The sequence below is a fragment of the Enterobacter sp. MF024 genome (assembly GCF_005843915.1).
Classification (GTDB): Bacteria; Pseudomonadota; Gammaproteobacteria; order Enterobacterales; family Enterobacteriaceae; genus Enterobacter; species Enterobacter barmai.
The window spans coordinates 1-23,242 of sequence record NZ_VCBB01000020.1 but is presented as its reverse complement, the minus strand read 5'-3'; the positions used below and the strand labels follow the sequence as shown (position 1 = coordinate 23,242).

The following is a 23,242-nucleotide window of genomic DNA, read 5'->3' as shown; positions in this document are numbered from 1 at the left end:
GGCATGGCCGGTTAGCTCATGTCTGCGCCATTGCTGGCGATCACTTTTTTGTACCACCAGAAGGAGTCTTTTTTCAGGCGTTTTAGCGTGCCGTTGCCTTCATCATCCTGATCGACATAGATAAAACCGTAGCGCTTGGACATCTGCGAGGTGCCCGCACTGATAATGTCGATGCATCCCCAGGTGGTGAATCCCATCACATCCACCCCTTCATTAATAGCTGCCAAAGTTTGCTCGAAGTGGGCGCGGAAATAGTCGATACGGTAGCTGTCGTGGATCTCGCCGTTTTCGACCACATCCTTCGCGCCCAGACCGTTCTCAACGATAAACAGCGGCTTCTGGTAACGGTCGTATAGCTCCAGCAGGGAGATTTTCAGCCCGACAGGATCGATCTGCCAACCCCATTCGGACGCGGGCAGGTAGGGGTTTTTCACCCCGAGAACGGTATTGCCCGGGATGCGCTCAACGTCCGGCTGGGTCGATTCGGTCATCGACATGTAGTAACTAAAGGAGACGAAGTCGACGGTATGATCCTTTAAAATACGCCGATCGTCGGCCTGCATCTGGATCTGGATATCCCGACGCGCAAGATCGCGCAGGATCAACGGCGGATATTCGCCAAATACCTGAACGTCGGCGTAGAAGTAGTTCTCCAGATTCTTTTTCAGCGTCGCTTCCACATCTTCGGGACGACAACTGTGGGGATAGGTCGTGAGCTTGGTCAGCATGCACCCGACCTGGCTACCCGGGATTTTGGCATGGCAGTCGCGTGTCACCAGCGCAGAGGCGACAAACTGGTGATGCAGCCCCTGGTAGATATCCTGCTGCGCTTTGCCGGGGGCGCTTTTCTCTTCGCGGATGCCCGCGGTGGTAAACGGGTGGCGGTGGATACTGTCGATCTCATTGAACGTCAGCCAGTAGCGCACCAGCTCTTTGTAGCGGTCAAAACAGACGTTGCTGAAGCGCACGAAAGCATCCACCACGTTGCGGTGCACCCAGCCGTTATATTTTTCGCTCAGGGCCAGCGGCATCTCGTAGTGAGAGAGCGTCACCAGCGGCTCAATGTTATGGCGACGCAGCTCGCGGAACATATCCTCATAAAACTGCAGCCCCGCCTCATTGGGCGCGCTGTCTTCGCCGGTGGGGAAGATACGTGACCAGGCGATGGACACGCGCAGCACCTTATAGCCCATCTCGGCAAACAGGGCGATATCATCCTTATAGTGGTGATAAAAATCGATGCCGCGGCGTTTGGGATAGCGCGCGTCGTTTTTACCTTCAAACGCGTCGCGGATATTCTCGTCCGTCAGCGCCATATGGCCACTGTAATCCTTCACGGACAGGTTGGGCTTCCAGGTGATGGCGTCAGCGACGGACGGCCCTTTGCCATCCACATTCCATGCCCCTTCGGCCTGATTGGCGGCTATCGCGCCGCCCCATAAAAAACCTTGCGGAAACGGGAGGGATTTTTCCATTACACGGACTCCTTAAGCGTCATGATGATATGCGGGTCTGGATTCTTATCGTCGGTATTACCTGGTGTCAGCGAAAAGCGTTCGCCGTTAGTGACCACCATCATCACCACCGGATCGAGCCCGGCGGCCGTGATGGTATCAAGAGAAAATTCAATGAGCGTGTCGCCGCTCTTTACGTGCTGGCCTTCCACCACCCGTGGGGAAAAGCCTTCGCCCTGCAGCCTGATGGTGTCGATACCGATGTGGAAAATCAGCTCGACGCCCGCATCGGTGAGCAGGCTCAGCGCATGGCCGCTTTCAAATACGTTCACGATGGTTCCATTCGCCGGGGCACGCAGCACCCCCTGAGAAGGGATAATGGCGATCCCATCGCCCATGATCTTGCGGGAGAAAACGTCGTCGTTTACCTTCTCAAGCGGGATGATTTGCCCCTCGACCGGACGGGTGAAACTCAGCGCGTCGCTTTTTTCAGGCGCTTTATCGCGCCAGAGCAGCAGAGCGCTGATAAACGCCACGGCAAAAGATAACCCTGCCCCGGCAAAGGCCCAGACGATATTCATGGCGTTATCCGGCGAGACAAACATCGAGATGCTGGCAAGCCCAGGGCCGACGAGCGCAAAGGCCTCAATCGCCATCCAGCCGATAAATGCCCCGCCCACGATGCTGCCGAGGATCACGCTGTAGAGCGCTTTTTTATTCAGCAAAGTGACGCCATAGAGTGCCGGTTCGGTAATGCCGAACAGCGCGGAGATCCCGGCGGAGAAGGCGGTGGATTTCAGCACCTTATCTTTGCTTTTGAGCGCAATCGCCAGACAAGCCCCGGACTCGGCAATGTTGTGCGCCAGAGAGGCCGGAAGATAGAGCATCTCGCGCCCGAACTGGCTCATGGAGGCCACGGCGTACGGCAGCATCGGCTTGTGCATCCCGGCGGCGACCATAAAGGGCAGGGCGGCGGCCAGCAGCCCGGTTGCCACAAAGCCAAGTTTGCCGTACAGCCACAAAATCACCGTTGCCAGGCCTGCACCCAGCTCGTAACCCAGCGGCCCCAGGATCAGCAGCGTGACCGGGACCGTCACCAGAAGAGAGAGCATCGGCGAGAGGAAAATGCGCAGCGCGCCGGGGGAATAGCGGTTAAACAGCTTTTCCGTCTGGGCGTAAAAGAGTACGCACAGAATGGCGGGGAAGACCTGCGAGGCATAGGCCACGTTGCGCAGATCAAACGACATGAACGCCGTGCCGTCTGCCAGCTGTTTGGTCATTGCCGGCAGCACCATGACGGAGACCGCCGAGACGGCAACCAGTACGTTCACCTTCAGCTTCATCGCCGTGGTGATCGCCACCAGAATGGGCAGGAAGTAGAGTGGCGCAGAGCCGATGTTATCCAGCACCTTGTAGGTTGAACTGTCGCGGCTGAGCCAGCCCATGACGTCCAGCAACAGCAGCAGCGACTTCAGCACGCCGCCACCGGCAATGGCAGGCACCAGCGGCTGAAAAACGCTGATGACGAAATCGACAATCTGCGCGCCACGCGAGGTTTTAGCCGCCGCGTGTTGGCCTGCGGACTGAGGCGACCCCACCAGCGAGCGCACCGCTTCAAAGACCTGCACCACGTCATGACCGATAATCACCTGACACTGCACGTTCACCCGCACGCCCAGGACGCCGTCGACCTTTGCCAGTGCCGTCTCATTGACCTTGTTATTGTCATACAGGCTCAGCCGCAAACGGGTAGAGCAGTGTTCGATATGTTCGATATTCTCAGCACCGCCGACCTGGGCGATGATTTCCAGCGCTGTTTGCAAGTGGTTCATTCTGGCCCCTGTCTCCAGAGCAAAAAAAAAAGACCTGAACCCCCTCTGCGCTCGAAAACGGAGAGGGGGTTCAGGTCTTGCCTACGGATCGTAGTTACACGCCTGTGGTTTTTATATCGTCCGGATTGTGATTAAAAGTCAAACGGTCACGTCTCTTTGCGTATTGAAATGTGAGCCGCTTAACTTTTTTTACCGCCGTACTGGCGGAACCACGCCAGCATTCGCTGCCAGCCATCTTTCGCTGACTCTTCGTGATAGCTCGGACGATAATCGGCATTAAACGCGTGTCCCGCGCCCGGATAGACCACAATCTCCGCCGTTGCGTTTGCCGCCCGCAGGGCATGACGCATCGTCTCGACGGTATCCAGCGGAATGCCGGTGTCTTCGGCACCATAGAGCCCAAGCACGGGGGCGTTTAAATCGGTGGCAATATCAACCGGATGCTTCGGTGAATTCAGGGTCTTCTCACCGACCAGCTTGCCATACCACGCCACGGCCGCTTTCAGCTGCGGGTTATGCGCGGCATACAGCCAGCTGATACGCCCGCCCCAGCAGAAGCCGGTCGCCAGCAGGCGATGGGGATCGCCGCCATTGCGCGCTGCCCAGTTGGCGACGTGATCGAGATCCGCCAGCACCTGTGCGTCCGGCACTTTGCTCACCAGGTTGCTGAACAGGGTGGGGATGTCGCTGTACTCGTTCGGATCGCCCTGACGGAAATAGAGCTCCGGTGCGACCGCCAGATACCCTTCCAGCGCCAGACGACGGCAGAGGTCGCGAATATGTTCATGCACGCCGAAAATTTCCTGAATCACAATGACGATCGGCAGCGGCCCTTCCGCCTCTTTTGGCCGGGCATGATAAGCGGGCATATTGTCGCCCTGGGTCGGAATGGAGGTCTCTCCGGCGGAAATCGCATCGCCGGCGGTGGTGACTACGGTTGACGTTTGTAGGTCAGCAGCAGGTGCAAATCCAGTTTTTCCAGTCATGGCATTCTCCGTACCAATTAGCGCAAAGGTAAATATAGTCCGCAGGTTATCAATCCACAGTGCCCGAAACAGGCTATCTTTTGTGCAAGCGTGATCGATATAACTTGTTAATGTGATGTTAGTCACCTTTTTATGGTAATTAACTGCAATCAATTTCATTCCCGGTGATGTCTGTCACGAAAATAAGCTGTTTGCTTCGGTAAAGTACCGCTTTGCTTCTGCTGACAAACTGACCCACAGAGGAGTTTTCTATGTCTAAGTCTGATGTTTTTCATCTCGGCCTCACTAAAAACGATTTACAAGGGGCTACGCTCGCTATCGTCCCTGGCGATCCAGAGCGTGTGGAAAAGATCGCCGCGCTGATGGATAAGCCGGTTAAGCTGGCATCTCATCGTGAATTCACCACCTGGCGCGCAGAGCTGGACGGAAAACCGGTGATCGTCTGTTCAACCGGTATCGGTGGTCCGTCTACCTCTATCGCTGTTGAAGAGCTGGCGCAGCTGGGCATCCGTACTTTCCTGCGTATCGGTACCACCGGCGCAATTCAGCCGCATATCAACGTTGGCGACGTGCTGGTCACCACGGCGTCCGTTCGTCTGGATGGCGCAAGCCTGCACTTTGCGCCGATGGAGTTCCCGGCAGTGGCCGATTTCGAGTGCACCACCGCGCTGGTGGAAGCGGCGAAATCCGTTGGCGCAACCACCCACATTGGCGTAACCGCCTCGTCTGACACCTTCTACCCGGGCCAGGAGCGCTACGACACCTTCTCCGGTCGCGTGGTTAGCCGCTTCAAAGGCTCAATGGAAGAGTGGCAGTCCATGGGCGTGATGAACTATGAAATGGAATCCGCCACGCTGCTGACCATGTGCGCAAGCCAGGGTCTGCGTGCCGGTATGGTTGCAGGTGTCATTGTTAACCGGACTCAGCAAGAGATCCCGAACGCCGAGACCATGAAGCAGACCGAAAGCCACGCGGTGAAAATCGTGGTGGAAGCGGCCCGCCGCCTGCTGTAATTCTCCCCTTTTCTACGCTAAAGGCCGACCCGTTCGGCCTTTTTCTTTGCGTAACGCCTCGCAGAAAACTCTTTTCAAACTGGACGTTTATACAGCACAATTCTATTTTGTGCGGGTCATACCTTGATGCAGGGGGCGTCGTGGATATCTCTGTCCTTTTTTATGCCGTTATTGCGCTGGTTAGCGTCGGCGTGGGCTGGCTGTTCGCCAGCTACCAGCATGCGCAGCAAAAAGCCGATCAGCTGGCCGAACGTGAAGAGATGGTGGCCGATCTCAGCGCATTGCGACAGAACATTGCCCAAAGCGGGCACTGGCGCGACGAGTGCGAGCTGCTCAATAACGAACTGCGCAATCTGCGGGATATCAACACCTCGCTGGAAGCCGACCTGCGCGAAGTCACCACCCGCCTGGAATCGACCCAGCTGCATGCGGAAGACAAAATCCGCCAGATGATCAACAGCGAACAGCGCCTGAGCGAGCAGTTCGAAAACCTGGCGAACCGCATCTTTGAGCAAAGCAACCGCCGTGTCGATGAACAAAACCGCCAGAGCCTGAACGGCCTGCTGACGCCTCTGCGTGAACAGCTGGACGGTTTTCGTCGCCAGGTGCAGGACAGCTTTGGCCAGGAGGCGCGGGAGCGGCACACTCTGGCCCATGAGATCCGCAATCTCCAGCAGCTGAATGCCCAGATGGCGCAGGAGGCAATCAACCTCACCAAAGCGCTGAAAGGCGACAATAAAACCCAGGGCAACTGGGGGGAAGTGGTGCTGACTCGCGTGCTGGAAGCCTCCGGTCTGCGTGAAGGGCATGAATACCAGACCCAGGTCAGCATTGAAACGGAGAATCGCGCGCGAATGCAGCCCGACGTCATCGTCCGTCTGCCGCAGGAAAAAGACGTGGTCATCGACGCCAAAATGACGCTGGTGGCCTATGAGCGCTACTTCAACGCCGAGGACGACTACACCCGCGAGGCGGCGCTGCAGGAGCATATTGCCTCGGTGCGTAACCATATCCGTCTGCTGGGGCGCAAAGATTATCAGCAGCTTCCCGGCCTGCGTTCGCTGGACTACGTGCTGATGTTTATCCCGGTTGAGCCAGCCTTCTTACTGGCGCTGGACCGTCAGCCGGAGCTGATCTCCGAGGCGCTGAAAAACAACATTATGCTGGTGAGTCCGACCACGCTGCTGGTGGCGCTGCGCACCATCGCCAACCTCTGGCGCTACGAGCACCAGAGCCGCAATGCCCAGCAGATTGCCGATCGCGCCAGCCGCCTGTACGACAAAATGCGCCTGTTCGTCGATGACATGTCTTCGGTCGGGCAGAGCCTGGATCGCGCCCAGGAGAACTATCGCCAGGCGATGAAAAAGCTGGCGTCCGGGCGCGGAAACCTGCTGGCACAGGCCGAATCCTTCCGCAGCCTTGGCGTGGAAGTTAAACGCGAGATTAATCCGGAATTGGTCGAGCAGGCCACCGCGCAGGATGAAGAGTACCGGCTGCGCAGTGACGGGGCTGTTCAAAAGACAAACAACACCTTAGCGGATGCTCACGCACCGGCAGACCCCCTGGAGCGTTATTCCCGGGGAGGTTGAATCGTAGGGCAAATGCGCCCAATCTGTTACACTTCTCGTACATTTGACTGATAAGCAGGCTCTGAGATGGTTGAAGATTCACAAGACACAACGCACTTTGGCTTTCAGACTGTCGCTAAAGCGCAGAAAGCTGACATGGTGGCCCACGTATTCCATTCCGTGGCGGCGAAGTACGATGTAATGAATGACCTGATGTCATTTGGCATTCATCGCTTGTGGAAACGCTTCACTATTGACTGTAGCGGCGTACGTCGTGGGCAAACCGTGCTGGATCTGGCGGGCGGTACCGGCGACCTGACGGCGAAATTCTCGCGTCTGGTGGGTGAAACCGGCCGCGTTGTGCTGGCTGACATCAACGACTCCATGCTGAAAATGGGTCGTGAAAAACTGCGCAATATCGGCGTGGTCGGCAACGTTGAATATGTCCAGGCTAACGCCGAGGCGCTGCCTTTCCCGGATAATACCTTTGACTGCATCACCATCTCGTTCGGTCTGCGTAACGTCACCGATAAAGAGAAAGCGCTGCGTTCCATGTACCGTGTCCTGAAACCGGGTGGACGTCTGCTGGTGCTGGAGTTCTCCAAACCGATTATTGAGCCGCTGAGCAAAGCGTACGATGCCTATTCGTTCCACATTCTGCCGCGCATTGGCGAAGTGGTGGCTAACGACGCCGACAGCTATCGCTACCTGGCTGAATCTATCCGTATGCACCCCAACCAGGACACCCTGAAAGCCATGATGCAGGACGCAGGCTTCGACAATGTTAATTACTTCAACATGACGGCGGGCGTTGTGGCGCTGCATCGCGGTTACAAGTTCTGAGTGGAGGTGGCGAATGCCGTTTAAACCCTTGATCACAGCGGGCGTTGAGAACGTACTCAATACTTTTCTGTATCGCTCACCTGCGCTGAAAACGGCGCGTCAGCGGCTGAACGGCAAGGTGCTGCGGGTGGTGGTAAAAGAGTTTTCGACCCCTCTGGTGCTGGTTTTCAGCGAGCGCCAACTCGACGTGCTGGGCGAGTGGGAAGGCGAGGCGGACTGCTCCGTTATCACCCATATGAGCACGCTGCCTAAACTGCGCGATCGCCAGCAGCTCACTGCTCTGATCCGCAGCGGTGAGCTGGAGGTCGAAGGCGACATTCAGGTGGTGCAGAACTTCGTTGCGCTGGCCGATCTGGCGGAATTCGATCCGGCCGAGCTGCTGGCCCCCTGGACGGGCGATATTGCCGCAGAGGGGATCGGTAAAGTGCTGCGCGGCGGCGCCTCTTTTCTGAAGAAAGGTTTTCAGCGTCAGCAGCGCTATGCTGCGGAAGTGCTTACCGAAGAGTGGCGCATGGCGCCCGGGCCGCTGGAAGCGGCATGGTTTGCAGAAGAAACCGCCGCGGTTGAGCGTTCGGTTGACGCACTGACAAAACGGCTTGAAAAGCTGGAGGGCAAATGACGCCAGGTGAAATTCGGCGCCTCTATTTTATCATCCGCACCTTTTTGAGCTACGGGCTCGATGAGTTGATCCCTCGAATGCGCATCACGTTGCCGCTGCGCCTCTGGCGGCAAACGCTTTTCTGGATGCCAAATCGTCATAAAGACAAGCTGCTTGGTGAGCGGCTGCGTCTGGCGCTGCAGGAGCTGGGTCCGGTGTGGATCAAGTTCGGCCAGATGCTCTCGACCCGCCGCGATCTCTTCCCACCCCTGATTGCCGATCAACTGGCCCTGCTGCAGGACAAAGTCGCCCCGTTCGACGGTCGGCTGGCAAAGCAGCAGATCGAAAAAGCGATGGGCGATATCCCGGTAGAGAGCTGGTTTGATGATTTTGACATTCAACCGCTGGCCTCGGCCTCCATTGCCCAGGTGCATACCGCACGGCTGAAAGAGAATGGCAAAGAGGTGGTCATCAAGGTGATCCGCCCGGATATTCTGCCAATCATCAGAGCCGACATGAAGCTTATCTACCGTCTCGCCCGCTGGGTGCCGCGCCTGCTGCCGGATGGCCGCCGCCTGCGCCCGTTGGAAGTGGTGCGCGAATATGAAAAGACGCTGATTGATGAGCTGAACCTGCTGCGTGAATCGGCAAACGCCATTCAGCTGCGCCGTAACTTTGAAAACAGCCCGATGCTGTATGTGCCGGAAGTCTATTCCGACTACTGCAGTCAGGACATGATGGTGATGGAGCGCATCTACGGGATCCCGGTCTCTGATGTCGCGACCCTGGAAAAGCAGGGCACCAACATGAAGCTGTTGGCAGAGCGTGGCGTGCAGGTCTTCTTCACCCAGGTGTTCCGCGACAGCTTCTTCCATGCCGACATGCACCCGGGCAACATCTTCGTCAGCTACGAACATCCTGAAGATCCGCAATACATCGGCATCGACTGCGGTATCGTCGGCTCGCTGAACAAAGAAGATAAGCGCTACCTGGCAGAGAACTTTATCGCCTTCTTTAATCGCGATTACCGCAAAGTGGCCGAACTGCACGTCGACTCCGGCTGGGTTCCGCCGGATACCAACGTCGAAGAGTTTGAGTTCGCCATTCGTACGGTGTGCGAGCCGATCTTCGAGAAGCCGCTGGCTGAGATCTCGTTTGGCCATGTGCTGCTGAACCTGTTCAACACCGCCCGCCGCTTTAATATGGAAGTGCAGCCGCAGTTAGTTTTACTTCAGAAAACATTACTTTACGTTGAAGGGGTGGGGAGACAGCTCTATCCTCAGTTAGACTTATGGAAAACGGCAAAACCTTTCCTTGAGTCATGGATCAAAGATCAGGTGGGTCTGCCTGCCCTGTTCCGCTCCCTGAAAGAGAAAGCGCCGTTCTGGATTGAAAAAATGCCAGAATTGCCGGAACTGGTGTATGACAGTTTGCGTCAGAGCAAGAACCTGGAACACAGCGTGGATAAAATTGCTCGCGAACTGCAAACCAACCATGTGCGTCAGGGCCAGTCCCGGTATCTGTTTGGCATTGGCGCCACGCTGCTGTTAAGCGGCACGCTGTTGCTGATAAACCGCCCTGACTGGGAGTTAATGCCCGCCTGGCTGATGGCCGGCGGCGTGGTGGTCTGGCTGGCGGGATGGCGTAAAACGCGCTGAATTGCATCGCTATCGCAGGGCCGCATAACGTATAATGCGGCCTGATTAATTTATCATCTACAACTGAGGAAGATGTATGGGTGGTATCAGTATCTGGCAATTAGTGATCATTGCCGTCATCGTCGTGCTGCTGTTCGGTACCAAAAAGCTTGGCTCTATCGGTTCCGATCTGGGCGCGTCCATTAAAGGCTTCAAGAAAGCGATCAAAGATGATGACGAGAAGCAGGATAAATCCAGCCAGGATGCGGATTTCACTGCTAAATCCATCGCCGATAAACAAGACGATGTCAAAAAGGAAAATGCTAAACGCCACGATAACGAGCAGGTGTAATACGTGTTTGATATCGGTTTTAGCGAACTGCTGCTGGTATTCGTGATTGGCCTCATCGTTCTGGGGCCTCAGCGTCTGCCGGTGGCAGTCAAAACAATTGCAGGCTGGGTGCGCGCGCTACGATCGCTGGCGACAACGGTTCAGAATGAGCTGGCGCAGGAGCTTAAGCTGCAGGAGTTTCAGGATAGCCTGAAAAAAGTAGAGAAGGCGAGCATGGATAACCTGACGCCGGAACTCAAAGCCTCTATGGACGAACTGCGCGAAGCGGCGGAATCCATGAAGCGCTCCTACAGCGTCAACGATCCGGAAAAATCGAGTGATGAAGCCAATACCATTCGCAATCCGCTGGTCAAAGATAACGAAGCGCAGCACGAAGGCGTGACGCCTGCCACTGCTGAACACCAGGCCAGTGCGCCCGAACAGACGCCTTCAGAGCCGGTGATCAAAAAACAAGAACCGACGCCAGCGCCTGCAGAGAAGAAACCTGCACCCGCCGCTGAGCCGTCCTCCTCGTCGAGTGATAAATCGTAAACATGGCAGTAGATGAAACTCAACCGCTGATTACGCACCTGATCGAGCTGCGTAAGCGCCTGATGAACTGCATTATTGCGGTTTGCCTCATTTTTTTAGGCCTGGTCTATTTCGCCAACGACATCTATCAGGTGGTCTCTGCGCCGCTGATTAAGCAGATGCCGCTCGGCGCGACCATGATTGCGACCGACGTCGCCTCGCCGTTCTTCACGCCGATCAAGCTGACCTTCTGGGTATCGCTGATTGCCTCTGCGCCGGTGATCCTTTATCAGGTCTGGGCCTTTATCGCCCCGGCGCTGTATAAGCATGAACGCCGTCTGGTGATCCCGCTGCTGGTCTCCAGCTCGCTGCTGTTCTATATCGGCATGGCCTTTGCCTACTTCGTGGTCTTCCCGCTGGCGTTTGGCTTCCTGGCAAATACCGCGCCGGTAGGGGTGCAGGTTTCAACCGATATCGCCAGCTATCTGAGCTTCGTCATGGCGCTGTTTATGGCGTTTGGCGTGGCGTTTGAGGTGCCGGTTGCCATCGTGCTGCTCTGCTGGGTAGGGGTCACCACCCCGGAAGATTTACGTAAAAAACGCCCGTACATTCTGGTGGGCGCCTTTGTGGTTGGCATGCTGTTAACGCCGCCGGATGTTTTCTCGCAAACCCTGCTGGCGATCCCGATGTATTGCCTGTTTGAGGTGGGTGTCTTCTTCTCGCGCTTCTATACCGGCAAGCGACGTGAAGATCACGAGGAAGAGTCAGAAGAGTAATATCAACCGCCCGCCAGGGCGGTTGTCATATGGAGGCGAGCATGTTTGATATCGGTCTGAACCTGACCAGCCCGCAGTTTGCCCAGGATCGCGATGAGATCGTCGCCCGGGCCTTCGCCGCAGGCGTAAACGGATTACTGCTGACGGGCACCAACCTGCATGAAAGTGAGCAGGCGCACCAGCTGGCGCAGCGTTACGACCGTTGCTGGTCAACGGCGGGCGTCCATCCTCATGACAGCAGTCAATGGACGGCCGAAAGCGCAAACAGGCTGCGGGCACTGGCCGCCTCGCCGGAAGTGGTGGCTATCGGCGAGTGTGGCCTCGACTTTAACCGCAACTTCTCGACCCCCGCCGAGCAGGAACATGCCTTCAGCGCCCAGCTTGCGCTGGCAGCGGAGCTGGGGATGCCGGTGTTTATGCACTGTCGCGACGCCCATGAGCGTTTTCTGGCACTGCTGGAGCCATGGCTGGATAAGCTGCCCGGTGCGGTGCTGCACTGTTTTACCGGCACGCGACAGGAGGCGACAGACTGTCTGGATCGCGGTCTGTATCTGGGGATAACCGGATGGGTCTGCGATGAACGACGCGGGCTGGAGTTACGCGAGCTGCTGCCGGTTATTCCTGCCGATCGTCTGCTGATTGAGACCGATGCGCCATACCTGCTGCCGCGCGATCTCAGCCCCAAACCGGCATCACGCCGCAACGAACCGGCGTATTTAGGGCATATCCTTGAGCGGGTTGCGCACTGGCGCACAGAGGATGCGCAGTGGCTGGCGGCGCAGACGGATGACAACGTGCGCCGTCTGTTCGGTATCGAATTTTAAACTTTGCGGAAGCTGGTGTTTTTCACGCTCTGCTTCACTTCTTTATTCAGTAAGTTCAGCAGCAGCATGGAGCGGGCTTCACCGTCCGGCTCAGCGAAAATCGCCACCAGCCCTTCGAACGCTCCTTCGGTGATCACCACATCATCGCCGGAGAAGGGCGTATCAGGATCGGTAATGTCTTCTGGCTGTTTATAGACCGAGAGCTGGTGGATGACGGAAGAGGGCACCGTAGCCGGATGCACGCCAAAGCGCACGAAGTGGCTGACACCGCGCGTCGCATTGATGGTGGTGGTGTGGATCACTTCGGGGTCGAATTCAACAAACAGATAGTTCGGGAACAGCGGCTCGCTGACCGTTGTGCGTCTACCGCGGACCATTTTTTCAAGCGTGATCATGGGCGTCAGGCAGTTCACCGCCTGGCGTTCCAGATGTTCCTGAGCACGCTGAAGTTGCCCGCGCTTGCAATACAGTAAATACCAGGCCTGCATAATGACTCTTTTCCGCTTGTTATGCCGGCAAGCATATCAAAACCCTGGCGGGATCGCTAAGCTGATTATAATGGCAGTACGCAGAAGAAGGCATGAATCTTCACGCTAATTTAACAAAAATACAGCATCACGCAGTCTTACGCCGTATAATGAAACGCTTACAGAGAGAGCTTGACTAACTGCATGAAATACAACGATCTACGCGACTTCCTGGAACTGCTGGAAAAGCAGGGCGAACTCAAACGCATTACCCTTCCTGTCGATCCTTATCTGGAGATGACAGAGATTGCCGACCGCACCCTCCGTGCCGGTGGGCCCGCGCTCCTGTTTGAAAACCCGAAAGGCTACACCATGCCGGTGCTTTGTAACCTGTTTGGCACACCAAAGCGTGTGGCGATGGGCATGGGCCAGGAGGATGTCAGCGCGTTGCGTGAAGTGGGTAAGCTGCTGGCTTTTCTGAAAGAGCCTGAGCCGCCAAAAGGTTTTCGCGATCTCTTTGATAAGCTGCCGCAGTTTAAGCAGGTGCTGAACATGCCGACCAAACGTCTGCGCGGCGCGCCCTGCCAGCAGAAAATTGTGGAAGGCGACGCGGTCGATCTGACGCGTATTCCGATCATGCAGTGCTGGCCCGAAGACGCCGCCCCGCTGATCACCTGGGGTCTGACCGTGACGCGCGGTCCGCATAAAGAGCGCCAGAATCTCGGGATCTACCGTCAGCAGCTGATCGGCAAGAATAAACTCATTATGCGCTGGCTGTCGCATCGCGGCGGCGCGCTTGATTTCCAGGAGTGGTGTGCGGCGCATCCGGGCGAACGCTTCCCGGTATCCGTAGCGCTGGGTGCCGATCCGGCCACCATCCTCGGCGCGGTGACGCCGGTGCCGGACACGCTGTCCGAATACGCCTTTGCCGGGTTACTGCGCGGCACCAAAACCGAAGTGGTGAAGTGCATTTCTAACGATCTGGAAGTGCCCGCCAGCGCTGAAATTGTCCTCGAAGGCTACATCGAGGCGGGTGAGATGGCACCGGAAGGGCCGTATGGCGACCACACCGGCTATTACAATGAAATTGACAACTTCCCGGTGTTTACCGTGACGCACATTACCCAGCGGGAAGATGCAATTTACCACTCCACCTACACCGGACGTCCGCCGGATGAACCTGCCGTACTTGGCGTGGCGCTCAACGAAGTGTTTGTGCCTATTTTGCAAAAGCAGTTCCCGGAAATTGTTGATTTTTATCTGCCTCCGGAAGGATGCTCTTATCGCCTGGCGGTGGTGACCATTAAGAAGCAGTACGCGGGTCACGCAAAACGGGTGATGATGGGCGTATGGTCTTTCCTGCGCCAGTTTATGTATACCAAGTTTGTGATCGTTTGCGATGATGACGTCAATGCCCGTGACTGGAATGACGTTATCTGGGCCATCACCACCCGTATGGACCCGGCACGCGATACCGTGTTAGTTGAAAACACGCCGATAGATTACCTGGATTTTGCCTCGCCGGTTTCCGGTCTTGGCTCAAAAATGGGACTGGATGCCACCAATAAATGGCCCGGCGAAACCCAACGTGAATGGGGTCGACCGATCAAAAAGGATCCTGAGGTGACTGCGCGAATTGACGCGATCTGGGATGAACTGGCCATAATGAATAACGGTACGCCGGATTCCGACCGTTAAGCCTTATAGACTTACCGACTGACAGAGAGAGCGAATGACAACCTTAAGCTGTAAAGTGACCTCGGTAGACGCTATCACCGACACTGTATATCGCGTCCGTTTAGTACCTGAATCGGCGTTCTCCTTCCGCGCTGGCCAGTATCTGATGGTGGTGATGGATGAGCGGGATAAGCGCCCTTTCTCAATGGCCTCCACGCCGGACGAGCAAGAGTTTATCGAGCTGCACATTGGGGCGTCAGAGCTCAACCTGTATGCGATGGCGGTGATGGATCGCATTCTGAAAGAGAACGAGATCGAGATTGATATCCCTCATGGCGAAGCCTGGCTGCGCGATGATGAAGAGCGTCCGCTGATCCTGATTGCCGGCGGCACCGGTTTCTCCTACGCGCGCTCCATTCTGCTGACGGCGCTGGCGCGTAATCCGGACCGCGATATCACCATCTACTGGGGTGGCCGTGAGTCGAAGCACCTTTACGATCTCTCCGAGCTGGAAGCGCTGAGCGTGACCCATCCTAACCTGCGCGTTGAGCCAGTGGTGGAGCAGCCGGAAGAGGGCTGGCGCGGTCGCAGCGGCACCGTGTTAACGGCGGTACTGCAGGATCATGGCACTCTGGTAAACCACGATATCTATATTGCCGGTCGTTTCGAGATGGCGAAAATTGCCCGCGACCTGTTCTGCAACGAGCGTGGCGCGCGTGAAGATCGTCTGTTTGGCGACGCGTTTGCGTTTATCTGAGACGAAAAAAACCCGCCCCTGACAGGCGGGAAAACGGCAACTAAACTGTCTCTCTTCGCCAATGACGCCATAACTGCGTTGGCTGCGCTCGCTCACCCGAATCACTTACTTCAGTAAGCTCATCGGGATTCGTTCGCTTGCCGCCTTGTTCTGACGCCATTGGCTTTGAGATACCTTTCTCGGTGTTACACCCTCTCAAATACCGTCGCGATCCCCTGACCCAACCCGATACACATGGTCGCCAGACCAAACTGGGCATCTTTGCGTTCCATCAGGTTGATAAGCGTGGTGCTGATACGCGCCCCGGAACAGCCCAGCGGATGACCCAGAGCGATGGCACCGCCGTTGAGGTTAATCTTCTCGTCGATCTGATCCATCAGTCCCAGATCCTTAATGCACGGCAGGATCTGCGCGGCGAAGGCTTCGTTCATCTCGAAAACGTCGATATCGCTGGTGGTAAGCCCGGCTTTTTTCAGCGCCAGCTTCGACGCCGGTACCGGGCCGTAACCCATAATTGACGGATCGCAGCCGACCACCGCCATCGAGCGGATGCGCGCCCGCGGCGTCAGTCCCAGTTCGCGGGCGCGGCTTTCGCTCATCACCAGCATGGCGGCAGCACCGTCGGATAGGGCGGAAGAGCTGCCCGCCGTCACTGTACCGGTCACCGGATCAAAGGCCGGTTTCAGCGTCGAGAGCGCTTCGACGGTGGTTTCCGGGCGGATCACTTCGTCGAAGTAGAACTGCTTGAGCACGCCATCGGCGTCGTGACCGCCGGTTGGCAGAATTTCATTTTTGAAGGCGCCGGACTGCGTCGCAGCCCAGGCGCGGGCGTGCGAGCGGGCGGCAAAGCTGTCCTGCATTTCGCGGCTGATACCGTGCAGGCGGGAGAGCATCTCCGCCGTCAGCCCCATCATGCCCGCGGCTTTTGCCACGTTGCGGCTCATGCCGGGATGGAAATCGACGCCGTGGCTCATCGGCACGTGGCCCATGTGCTCTACGCCGCCAATCATGCACACCTGCGCGTCGCCGGTCATGATCATGCGTGCCGCATCGTGCAGGGCCTGCATCGACGAACCGCACAGGCGGTTGACGGTAACAGCCGGTACCGAGTGCGGAATTTCCGCCAGCAGCGCGGCGTTACGGGCGATGTTGAAGCCCTGTTCCAGGGTCTGCTGCACGCAGCCCCAGTAGATATCGTCCAGCGCGGTAGCCTCCAGCGCCGGGTTGCGCGCCAGCAGGCTACGCATTAAATGTGCGGAGAGATCTTCCGCGCGCACGTGACGAAATGCGCCGCCCTTCGAACGGCCCATCGGGGTGCGAATTGCATCGACAATGACAACCTGTTCCATTGTGACTCCTTAAGCCGTTTTCAGTGCGCCAACCGGACGGGCAGGCTCAACCGGGGGATAGTACGCTTCGTTGTGACGCGCTTTATTACGCAGACCTTCCGGAGCCTGATACAGCGGGCCGAGATGCTCGTACTGCTGCGTCATATCCAGATAGCGGGCGCTGCCGAGCGTATCCAGCCAGCGGAACGCGCCGCCGTGGAAAGGAGGGAAGCCCAGGCCGTATACCAGCGCCATATCAGCTTCCGCCGGGCTGGCGATAATGCCCTCTTCGAGACAGCGCACCACTTCGTTGACCATCGGGATCATCATGCGGGCAACGATCTCTTCGTCGCTGAAATCGCGCTTCGCGTTGCTGACGTCTGCCAGCAGGCTATCCACGGTGGCGTCTTCCTCTTTCTTCGGCTTGCCTTTGCTGTCTTCTTTATAACGCCAGAAGCCGAGGCCGTTTTTCTGACCGTAGCGACTGGATTCGAAGAGCGCGTCGATAGCATCGCGATAATCTTTCTGCATCCGCTCCGGGAAACCTGCCGCCATCACCGCCTGGGCGTGATGGGCAGTATCAATGCCGACGACGTCCAGCAGATAGGCCGGGCCCATTGGCCAGCCAAACTGTTTTTCCATCACTTTATCGATCTTGCGGAAGTCAGCCCCGTCGCGCAGCAGCTGGCTGAAACCGGCAAAGTACGGGAACAGCACGCGGTTGACGAAGAAGCCCGGGCAGTCGTTAACCACAATCGGGGTTTTGCCCATCTTGCTGGCCCACGCCACCACTTTGGCGATGGTTTCATCGGAGGTTTTCTCTCCGCGGATCACTTCAACCAGCGGCATGCGGTGCACCGGGTTAAAGAAGTGCATCCCGCAGAAGTTTTCCGGGCGCTTCAGGACGCTGGCCAGTTCGCCGATGGGAATCGTCGAGGTGTTGGACGCCAGCACGGTATCCGGGCGCACCTTCTCTTCTGTTTCCGCCAGCACCGCTTTTTTCACTTTCGGGTTTTCGACGACCGCTTCAACAACCACGTCCACGCGATCGAACCCGCTGTATTCCAGGGTCGGGTGGATGGTGGAGATCACCCCGGAGAGCTTCAGGCCGTCAATCTTGCCGCGTTCCAGCTGTTTATTCAGCAGCTTGGCCGCTTCGGTCATGCCCAGGGTCAGCGATTTGTCGTTGATATCTTTCATGACCACCGGCACGCCTTTCCAGGCGGACTGATATGCAATGCCGCCGCCCATAATGCCTGCGCCCAGCACTGCAGCCTGTTTTGGCGTCTCGACATTTTTGGTGAGCTGCTTCGCTCTGCCCTTCACGAACTGGTCGTTGAGGAAAATACCCACCAGAGCACGCGCTTCGTTAGTGTGAGCCAGCGGGACGAAACTTTGGTTTTCTAATTTCAGTGCTTCGTCACGGCCCAGTTTTGCAGCAGCTTCAATGGTTTTCACCGCAGTGATGGGGGCTGGATAGTGTTTACCCGCCGTCTGCATCACCATGCCTTTGGCAATGGTGAAGCTCATGGTGGCTTCAATCTTACTTAAGTGCAGCGGCTCCAGTTTCGGCTGGCGTTTCGCTTTCCAGTCGAGATCGCCGTTAATCGCCTGGCGCAGGATCGCCACTGCCCCTTCGCGCAGTTTTTCAGGCTTCACCACGCCATCAACCAGACCGAGCTTCAGCGCCTGATCGGCACCGACATCTTTACCTGCGGCGATGATCTCAAGGGCGCTGTCGGCACCCAGCAGGCGCGGCAGACGGACCGAGCCGCCAAAGCCCGGCATAATGCCCAGTTTGGTTTCCGGCAGGCCGATGCGCAGATCCGGCGTCGCCAGACGGTAATCGGTGGCCAGTACGCATTCGCAGCCGCCGCCCAGCGCATAGCCATTGACTGCGGAAATCGTCGGGACCGGGAGATCTTCCAGACGGTTAAAGACGCTGTTGGCGAAATGCAGCCACTGGCTCAGCTGCTCCTGAGGCACCAGGAACAGCGAGAGGAATTCGGTAATGTCCGCGCCGACGATAAATGCCGCTTTTTCGGAACGCAGCAGCAGACCTTTTAAATCGGTTTGTTTTTCAAGAACGTCCAGAGCATGGCCAAGGCTGGCCACGGTTGCGGTGTCCAGCTTATTCACTGAGCCGGGGGCGTCGAATACCAGTTCGGCAATGCCACCTTCCAGCCAGTCTACGTACAGGGTGTCGCCTTTGTAGAGCATGTCAGTCTCCTGAATCCAGCAATTGGATCTGGTCATACCAGATGAATCGGAGTGTGGGTTTTGTGTTAATGAAATGCAAATTAGTCATTAAATAATTGTAGGCCCGATCACGCTCGGCGAAGATCACGCAGCCTTTCTGAGGTGTGCTAAGATGCGGAGACTTGAGGTCAAAACGAAAGGAATAATGATGGACTCACTGGCCGCGCTCTACAAAAATCATATTGTTACCTTACAGGAACGTACCCGCGACGTACTGGCTCGCTTTAAGCTGGATGCCCTGCTTATCCACTCCGGCGAGCTGTTCAATGTCTTCCTCGACGATCATGCTTATCCTTTCAAGGTGAATCCGCAATTTAAAGCCTGGGTGCCGGTTACGCAGGTTCCCAACTGCTGGTTGCTGGTGGATGGCGTGAACAAGCCGAAACTGTGGTTCTACCTGCCGGTGGATTACTGGCACAACGTGGAACCGCTGCCGACCTCCTTCTGGACGGACGAAGTCGAGGTGATTGCCCTGCCGAAAGCTGACGGCATTGGCAGCCAGTTACCTGCAGTACGCGGCAACATCGCCTATATCGGCCCGGTGCCTGAACGCGCGCGCGGTCTGGAGATCGCTGCGGATAACATCAACCCGAAAGGCGTTATCGACTATCTGCATTACTACCGCTCTTATAAGACCGACTATGAACTGGCGTGCATGCGTGAAGCGCAAAAAACCGCGGTCAACGGTCATCGTGCGGCGCATGAAGCCTTCCTGTCCGGCATGAGCGAGTTTGATATTAACCAGGCCTACCTGACGGCCACCGGCCATCGTGATACCGACGTTCCTTACAGCAACATCGTGGCGCTGAACGAGCACGCGGCGGTGCTGCACTACACCAAACTCGATCACCGCGCGCCGTCCGAAATGCGCAGCTTCCTGCTGGATGCCGGTGCGGAATATAACGGCTATGCCGCTGACCTCACCCGTACCTGGGCCGGGAACAGCGACACCGAGTTCGCTGCGCTTATCAAAGACGTGAACGACGAGCAGTTGGCCCTGATCGCCACCATGAAGGCGGGCGTAAGCTACGTGGATTACCATGTCCAGTTCCATCAACGCATTGCGAAGCTGCTGCGTAAGCACCAGATCGTCAGCGATATGAGCGAAGAGGCGATGGTGGAAAACGACCTGACCGGGCCATTTATGCCGCACGGCATCGGTCACCCGTTGGGTTTGCAGGTACACGACACCGCAGGCTTTATGCAGGATGACACCGGTACGCATCTGGCAGCGCCGTCCAAATATCCGTACCTGCGCTGTACGCGCATCCTGCAGCCGCGCATGGTGCTGACCATCGAGCCGGGCATCTATTTTATTGAGTCGCTGCTGGCACCGTGGCGTGAAGGGCAGTTCAGCAAACACTTCAACTGGCAGAAAATTGAAGCGCTGAAGCCGTTTGGCGGGATCCGTATCGAAGATAACGTGGTGATCCACGAAAACGGTACTGAAAACATGACGCGAGACCTGAAGCTGGCGTAATGGAAAGCTGGCTCATACCGGCAGCGCCGGTCACCTTTACGGAAGAGATCAAGAAAAGCCGTTTTATCACGCTGTTGGCACATACCGACGGCGTGGAGGCGGCAAAAGCCTTTGTTGAGTCGGTACGTGCGGAACATCCTGACGCCCGCCACCACTGTGTGGCATGGGTGGCCGGGCCGCCTGACGACTCGCAAAAACTCGGCTTCTCGGATGATGGTGAACCGGCGGGCACGGCGGGCAAACCCATGCTCTCTCAGCTAATGGGCAGCGGCGTTGGCGAAATCACCGCCGTCGTGGTGCGATACTACGGCGGCGTACTGTTAGGAACGGGCGGGCTGGTCAAGGCCTATGGCGGTGGTGTCCAGCAGGCGCTTAATCATCTGACTACCCTCCGCAAAACACCACTTACCGAATATACTTTATTGTGCGATTACGCCCAGTTATCCGGCATCGAAGCGTTGCTGAAGCAGTATCAGGGCCTGATCGTACACAGTGATTACCAGGCGATAGTGCAATTGCGGGTAGCGCTACCCCAGGCGTCGCTTCCGGCATTCTCAGCAAAACTGGCTGATTTTAGTCGTGGTTCGTTGCAATTACGGCCGATTGAAGAATAATCCCCACCTTACTTTTTGAATACCTAAGGAAGCGGCAGAGATGCATTTTCGTGCCATAACCCGAATCGTTGGATTGCTGGTCATACTCTTTTCCGGGACGATGATCCTCCCTGGACTGGTGGCGCTTATTTATCGGGATGGTGCGGGCCGCGCCTTTACGCAGACCTTTTTCGTCGCGCTGATGATTGGCTCCCTGCTGTGGTGGCCTAACCGTCGTCAGAAAGGGGAGCTGAAATCCCGTGAAGGCTTCCTTATCGTGGTGCTGTTCTGGACAGTGCTGGGAAGCGTCGGTTCGCTGCCCTTTATCTTTTCTGAACAACCCAACCTGAGCATTACGGATGCGTTTTTTGAATCCTTCTCTGGCCTGACGACGACCGGGGCCACGACGCTGGTGGGGCTGGACTCGTTACCCCATGCCATCCTCTTTTACCGGCAGATGCTGCAGTGGTTCGGCGGTATGGGGATCATCGTATTAGCCGTGGCTATCCTGCCAATACTGGGCGTCGGGGGGATGCAGCTCTATCGTGCCGAGATGCCGGGGCCGCTGAAAGATAATAAAATGCGCCCGCGTATTGCCGAGACGGCGAAAACGTTATGGCTTATCTATGTATTGCTGACGGTGGCCTGCGCGCTGGCGCTGTGGTTCGCCGGGATGCCCGCCTTTGATGCTATCGGCCATAGCTTTGCCACCATCGCTATTGGCGGGTTCTCTACCCATGACGCCAGCGTTGGCTACTTTGACAGCCCGACGATCAACACCATTATTGCGGTCTTCCTGCTGATCTCCGGCTGTAACTATGGCCTGCACTTCTCTTTATTAAGCGGCCGTAACCTGAAGGTGTACTGGCGCGACCCGGAATTCCGCATGTTTATCGGCGTGCAGCTGACGCTGGTGGCTATCTGTACCCTGGTGCTGTGGCTACACGATGTCTATAACTCGGCGCTCACTACTCTTAACCAGGCTTTCTTCCAGGTCGTGTCGATGGCGACCACGGCAGGGTTTACCACCGACAGTATTGCGCGCTGGCCGCTCTTCCTGCCTGTCCTGCTGCTCTGTTCGGCTTTCATCGGCGGCTGCGCCGGTTCGACGGGTGGTGGCCTGAAGGTGATCCGCATCCTGCTGCTGTTTAAACAGGGGAACCGCGAGCTGAAACGTCTGGTCCACCCGAATGCGGTTTACAGCATCAAGCTGGGTAACCGCGCGCTGCCGGAACGTATTCTGGAAGCGGTATGGGGCTTCTTCTCCGCCTACGCGCTGGTCTTTATTGTCAGCATGCTGGCGATTATCGCGACCGGCGTCGATGACTTCTCGGCGTTTGCCTCCGTTGTCGCCACACTGAACAACCTGGGGCCAGGCCTTGGCGTGGTTGCAGATAACTTTGCCAGCATGAATCCAGTCGCGAAGTGGATCCTGATTGCTAACATGCTGTTCGGACGTCTTGAGGTCTTTACGCTGTTGGTCCTCTTTACACCAACATTCTGGCGCGAATAAGGGAACCGTTATGAAAACATTAATTCTATTTTCAACGCGCGACGGGCAGACGCGGGAGATTGCCGCCTTTCTGGCTTCGGAGTTAAAAGAGCAGGGTATCTATTCAGATGTCATCAATCTGAACCGCACCGAAGAGATTGCGTGGCAGGAGTATGACCGCGTGGTGATCGGCGCCTCCATTCGTTATGGCCATTTCCATCCGGCGGTGGATCGCTTTGTGAAAAAACATACGGCAACGCTGAACAGCCTGCCGGGCGCTTTCTACTCGGTGAACCTGGTGGCACGTAAAGCGGAAAAACGTACGCCGCAGACCAATAGCTATACGCGCAAGTTTTTGCTGAGCTCCCCCTGGAAGCCAGCTGCCTGCGCTGTCTTTGCCGGTGCCCTGCGTTACCCACGCTATCGCTGGTACGATCGCTTTATGATCCGTCTTATTATGAAGATGACGGGCGGCGAAACGGATACCCGCAAAGAAGTGGTCTACACAGACTGGTCGCAGGTCGCCAGTTTCGCCCGGGAAATTGCGCAATTAACCCGCACATCGCGGCTTTAATAAACGTAAAGGACGAAAAATAAGCGAACGGAAAACTTTTTAAGATTTATGCTTGTCACCGTCAGATAACTCCCTATAATGCGCCTCCACTGACACGGAACAACGGCAAACAAGCCGCCGGGTCAGCGGGGTTCGATAAGAACCTCACGGAGAAAAGCAAAAATAATTGCTTGACTCTGAGGCGGGAAAGCGTAATATGCACACCCCGCGCCGCAGCGAAAA

Annotated in this window: 21 protein-coding genes; 15 read left to right on the top strand and 6 right to left on the bottom strand. The window is 56.7% G+C overall.

What is annotated here, in order from left to right:
- Positions 1 to 11 precede the first annotated feature (11 nt).
- The 3 genes from FFB58_RS21580 to FFB58_RS21570 all read right to left on the bottom strand — a co-directional run bounded on the left by FFB58_RS21580 (position 12) and on the right by FFB58_RS21570 (position 4,272).
- The gene (locus FFB58_RS21580) at positions 12 to 1,475 is read right to left on the bottom strand and encodes a family 1 glycosylhydrolase (RefSeq protein WP_138370962.1); all 1,464 of its coding nucleotides are present in this window, start codon (positions 1,473 to 1,475) and stop codon (positions 12 to 14) included.
- Positions 1,475 to 3,286: a beta-glucoside-specific PTS transporter subunit IIABC gene (locus FFB58_RS21575; RefSeq protein ID WP_039031194.1), complete on the bottom strand. Its 1,812-nt coding sequence runs from the start codon at positions 3,284 to 3,286 to the stop codon at positions 1,475 to 1,477. The genes FFB58_RS21580 and FFB58_RS21575 overlap by 1 nt, the downstream gene beginning before the upstream one ends.
- Positions 3,287 to 3,465: 179 nt before the next feature.
- Positions 3,466 to 4,272, bottom strand: a complete 807-nt coding sequence (locus tag FFB58_RS21570) for a dienelactone hydrolase family protein (RefSeq protein ID WP_039031193.1) — start codon at positions 4,270 to 4,272, stop codon at positions 3,466 to 3,468.
- 251 nt (positions 4,273 to 4,523) lie between these two features.
- Between FFB58_RS21570 and udp the strand changes: the two genes are divergently transcribed.
- The 9 genes from udp (at position 4,524) to tatD (ending at position 12,393) form a co-directional block, all read left to right on the top strand.
- Positions 4,524 to 5,285, top strand: coding sequence for a uridine phosphorylase (gene udp / locus FFB58_RS21565; protein WP_138370961.1), 762 nt, complete (start codon positions 4,524 to 4,526; stop codon positions 5,283 to 5,285).
- A gap of 140 nt (positions 5,286 to 5,425) precedes the next feature.
- Positions 5,426 to 6,874, top strand: a complete 1,449-nt coding sequence (gene rmuC, locus FFB58_RS21560; protein WP_039031191.1) for a DNA recombination protein RmuC — start codon at positions 5,426 to 5,428, stop codon at positions 6,872 to 6,874.
- A 66-nt stretch (positions 6,875 to 6,940) separates the two neighbouring features.
- Positions 6,941 to 7,696, top strand: coding sequence for a bifunctional demethylmenaquinone methyltransferase/2-methoxy-6-polyprenyl-1,4-benzoquinol methylase UbiE (gene ubiE / locus FFB58_RS21555; protein ID WP_039031190.1), 756 nt, complete (start codon positions 6,941 to 6,943; stop codon positions 7,694 to 7,696).
- A gap of 13 nt (positions 7,697 to 7,709) precedes the next feature.
- A complete protein-coding gene (gene ubiJ, locus FFB58_RS21550; RefSeq protein ID WP_138370960.1) occupies positions 7,710 to 8,315 on the top strand; it encodes a ubiquinone biosynthesis protein UbiJ in 606 nt (201 codons plus the stop codon).
- On the top strand, positions 8,312 to 9,952 hold the full coding sequence (ubiB, locus tag FFB58_RS21545) for a ubiquinone biosynthesis regulatory protein kinase UbiB (protein WP_039031188.1): 1,641 nt from the start codon (positions 8,312 to 8,314) through the stop codon (positions 9,950 to 9,952). The genes ubiJ and ubiB overlap by 4 nt, the downstream gene beginning before the upstream one ends.
- Before the next feature lie 76 nt (positions 9,953 to 10,028).
- A complete protein-coding gene (gene tatA / locus FFB58_RS21540; protein WP_039031187.1) occupies positions 10,029 to 10,283 on the top strand; it encodes a Sec-independent protein translocase subunit TatA in 255 nt (84 codons plus the stop codon).
- Positions 10,284 to 10,286: 3 nt separating this feature from the next.
- Positions 10,287 to 10,814, top strand: a complete 528-nt coding sequence (gene tatB, locus FFB58_RS21535; RefSeq protein WP_039031186.1) for a Sec-independent protein translocase protein TatB — start codon at positions 10,287 to 10,289, stop codon at positions 10,812 to 10,814.
- Positions 10,815 to 10,816: 2 nt separating this feature from the next.
- Complete coding sequence (gene tatC, locus FFB58_RS21530; RefSeq protein WP_039031185.1) at positions 10,817 to 11,569, top strand: Sec-independent protein translocase subunit TatC; 753 nt, start codon at positions 10,817 to 10,819, stop codon at positions 11,567 to 11,569.
- Positions 11,570 to 11,610: 41 nt separating this feature from the next.
- On the top strand, positions 11,611 to 12,393 hold the full coding sequence (gene tatD, locus FFB58_RS21525; protein WP_039031184.1) for a 3'-5' ssDNA/RNA exonuclease TatD: 783 nt from the start codon (positions 11,611 to 11,613) through the stop codon (positions 12,391 to 12,393).
- On the opposite strand, the gene rfaH is transcribed toward tatD, so the two are convergent.
- Positions 12,390 to 12,881 carry a transcription/translation regulatory transformer protein RfaH gene (gene rfaH / locus FFB58_RS21520; protein WP_039031183.1) on the bottom strand — a complete coding sequence of 164 codons (492 nt, stop codon included), beginning with the start codon at positions 12,879 to 12,881 and terminating at the stop codon, positions 12,390 to 12,392. The genes tatD and rfaH overlap by 4 nt on opposite strands.
- Before the next feature lie 183 nt (positions 12,882 to 13,064).
- Between rfaH and ubiD the strand changes: the two genes are divergently transcribed.
- Both ubiD and fre read left to right on the top strand, forming a co-directional pair.
- Complete coding sequence (ubiD, locus tag FFB58_RS21515; RefSeq protein ID WP_138370959.1) at positions 13,065 to 14,558, top strand: 4-hydroxy-3-polyprenylbenzoate decarboxylase; 1,494 nt, start codon at positions 13,065 to 13,067, stop codon at positions 14,556 to 14,558.
- A 34-nt stretch (positions 14,559 to 14,592) separates the two neighbouring features.
- Positions 14,593 to 15,294 (top strand): NAD(P)H-flavin reductase, encoded by a 702-nt coding sequence (gene fre, locus FFB58_RS21510; RefSeq protein ID WP_039031181.1) that lies wholly within the window; start codon positions 14,593 to 14,595, stop codon positions 15,292 to 15,294.
- A gap of 185 nt (positions 15,295 to 15,479) precedes the next feature.
- On the opposite strand, the gene fadA is transcribed toward fre, so the two are convergent.
- Positions 15,480 to 16,643, bottom strand: coding sequence for an acetyl-CoA C-acyltransferase FadA (gene fadA, locus FFB58_RS21505; protein WP_138370958.1), 1,164 nt, complete (start codon positions 16,641 to 16,643; stop codon positions 15,480 to 15,482).
- Positions 16,644 to 16,652: 9 nt separating this feature from the next.
- Complete coding sequence (fadB, locus tag FFB58_RS21500) at positions 16,653 to 18,842, bottom strand: fatty acid oxidation complex subunit alpha FadB (protein ID WP_138370957.1); 2,190 nt, start codon at positions 18,840 to 18,842, stop codon at positions 16,653 to 16,655.
- Between the two features lie 187 nt (positions 18,843 to 19,029).
- Between fadB and pepQ the strand changes: the two genes are divergently transcribed.
- The 4 genes from pepQ to hemG are packed head-to-tail and all read left to right on the top strand — an operon-like array spanning position 19,030 to position 23,020.
- Entirely contained in the window at positions 19,030 to 20,361 is a 1,332-nt protein-coding gene (pepQ, locus tag FFB58_RS21495) for a Xaa-Pro dipeptidase (protein ID WP_138370974.1), read from the top strand.
- Positions 20,361 to 20,975, top strand: a complete 615-nt coding sequence (locus FFB58_RS21490) for an IMPACT family protein (protein ID WP_138370956.1) — start codon at positions 20,361 to 20,363, stop codon at positions 20,973 to 20,975. Before pepQ ends, FFB58_RS21490 begins: the two co-directional genes overlap by 1 nt.
- Before the next feature lie 40 nt (positions 20,976 to 21,015).
- A complete protein-coding gene (gene trkH / locus FFB58_RS21485) occupies positions 21,016 to 22,467 on the top strand; it encodes a Trk system potassium transporter TrkH (RefSeq protein ID WP_138370955.1) in 1,452 nt (483 codons plus the stop codon).
- 10 nt (positions 22,468 to 22,477) lie between these two features.
- Positions 22,478 to 23,020, top strand: a complete 543-nt coding sequence (gene hemG, locus FFB58_RS21480) for a menaquinone-dependent protoporphyrinogen IX dehydrogenase (protein WP_138370954.1) — start codon at positions 22,478 to 22,480, stop codon at positions 23,018 to 23,020.
- The last annotated feature ends 222 nt before the right edge of the window (positions 23,021 to 23,242 follow it).